The organism is Campylobacter sp. US53 (genome assembly GCF_004378995.1).
Lineage (GTDB): Bacteria > Campylobacterota > Campylobacteria > Campylobacterales > Campylobacteraceae > Campylobacter_D > Campylobacter_D jejuni.
The window spans coordinates 1-231 of record NZ_RYYH01000045.1; the positions used below are offsets into that span (position 1 = coordinate 1).

Genomic DNA, 231 nt, shown 5'->3' on the forward strand with positions numbered 1-231 from the left:
GTATTGTAACTGCACCCTTAAGACTTACTGATATTGCTTTAGAACCTGGTGAAGTGATTAAAGATGTGCAAATAGGCGATAGTATAAGATGGGCTGTTTCACTAAGCGTAAGTGGTGAAGAGCCTTATTTAATCTCTCATATCATCATTAAGCCTACCGATAAAAACTTACAAACAACTATGAATATCATGACAAATAAGCGAGTTTATCGCTTAAATTTAATATCAGAAG

The 231-nt window shown here is 34.2% G+C and carries 1 protein-coding gene; it reads left to right on the forward strand.

Features of this window, described 5'->3' with window-relative positions:
• Nucleotides 1-231: TrbG/VirB9 family P-type conjugative transfer protein (locus ELQ05_RS08235; protein WP_166738671.1), on the forward strand; the 231-nt coding region annotated here is incomplete at both ends.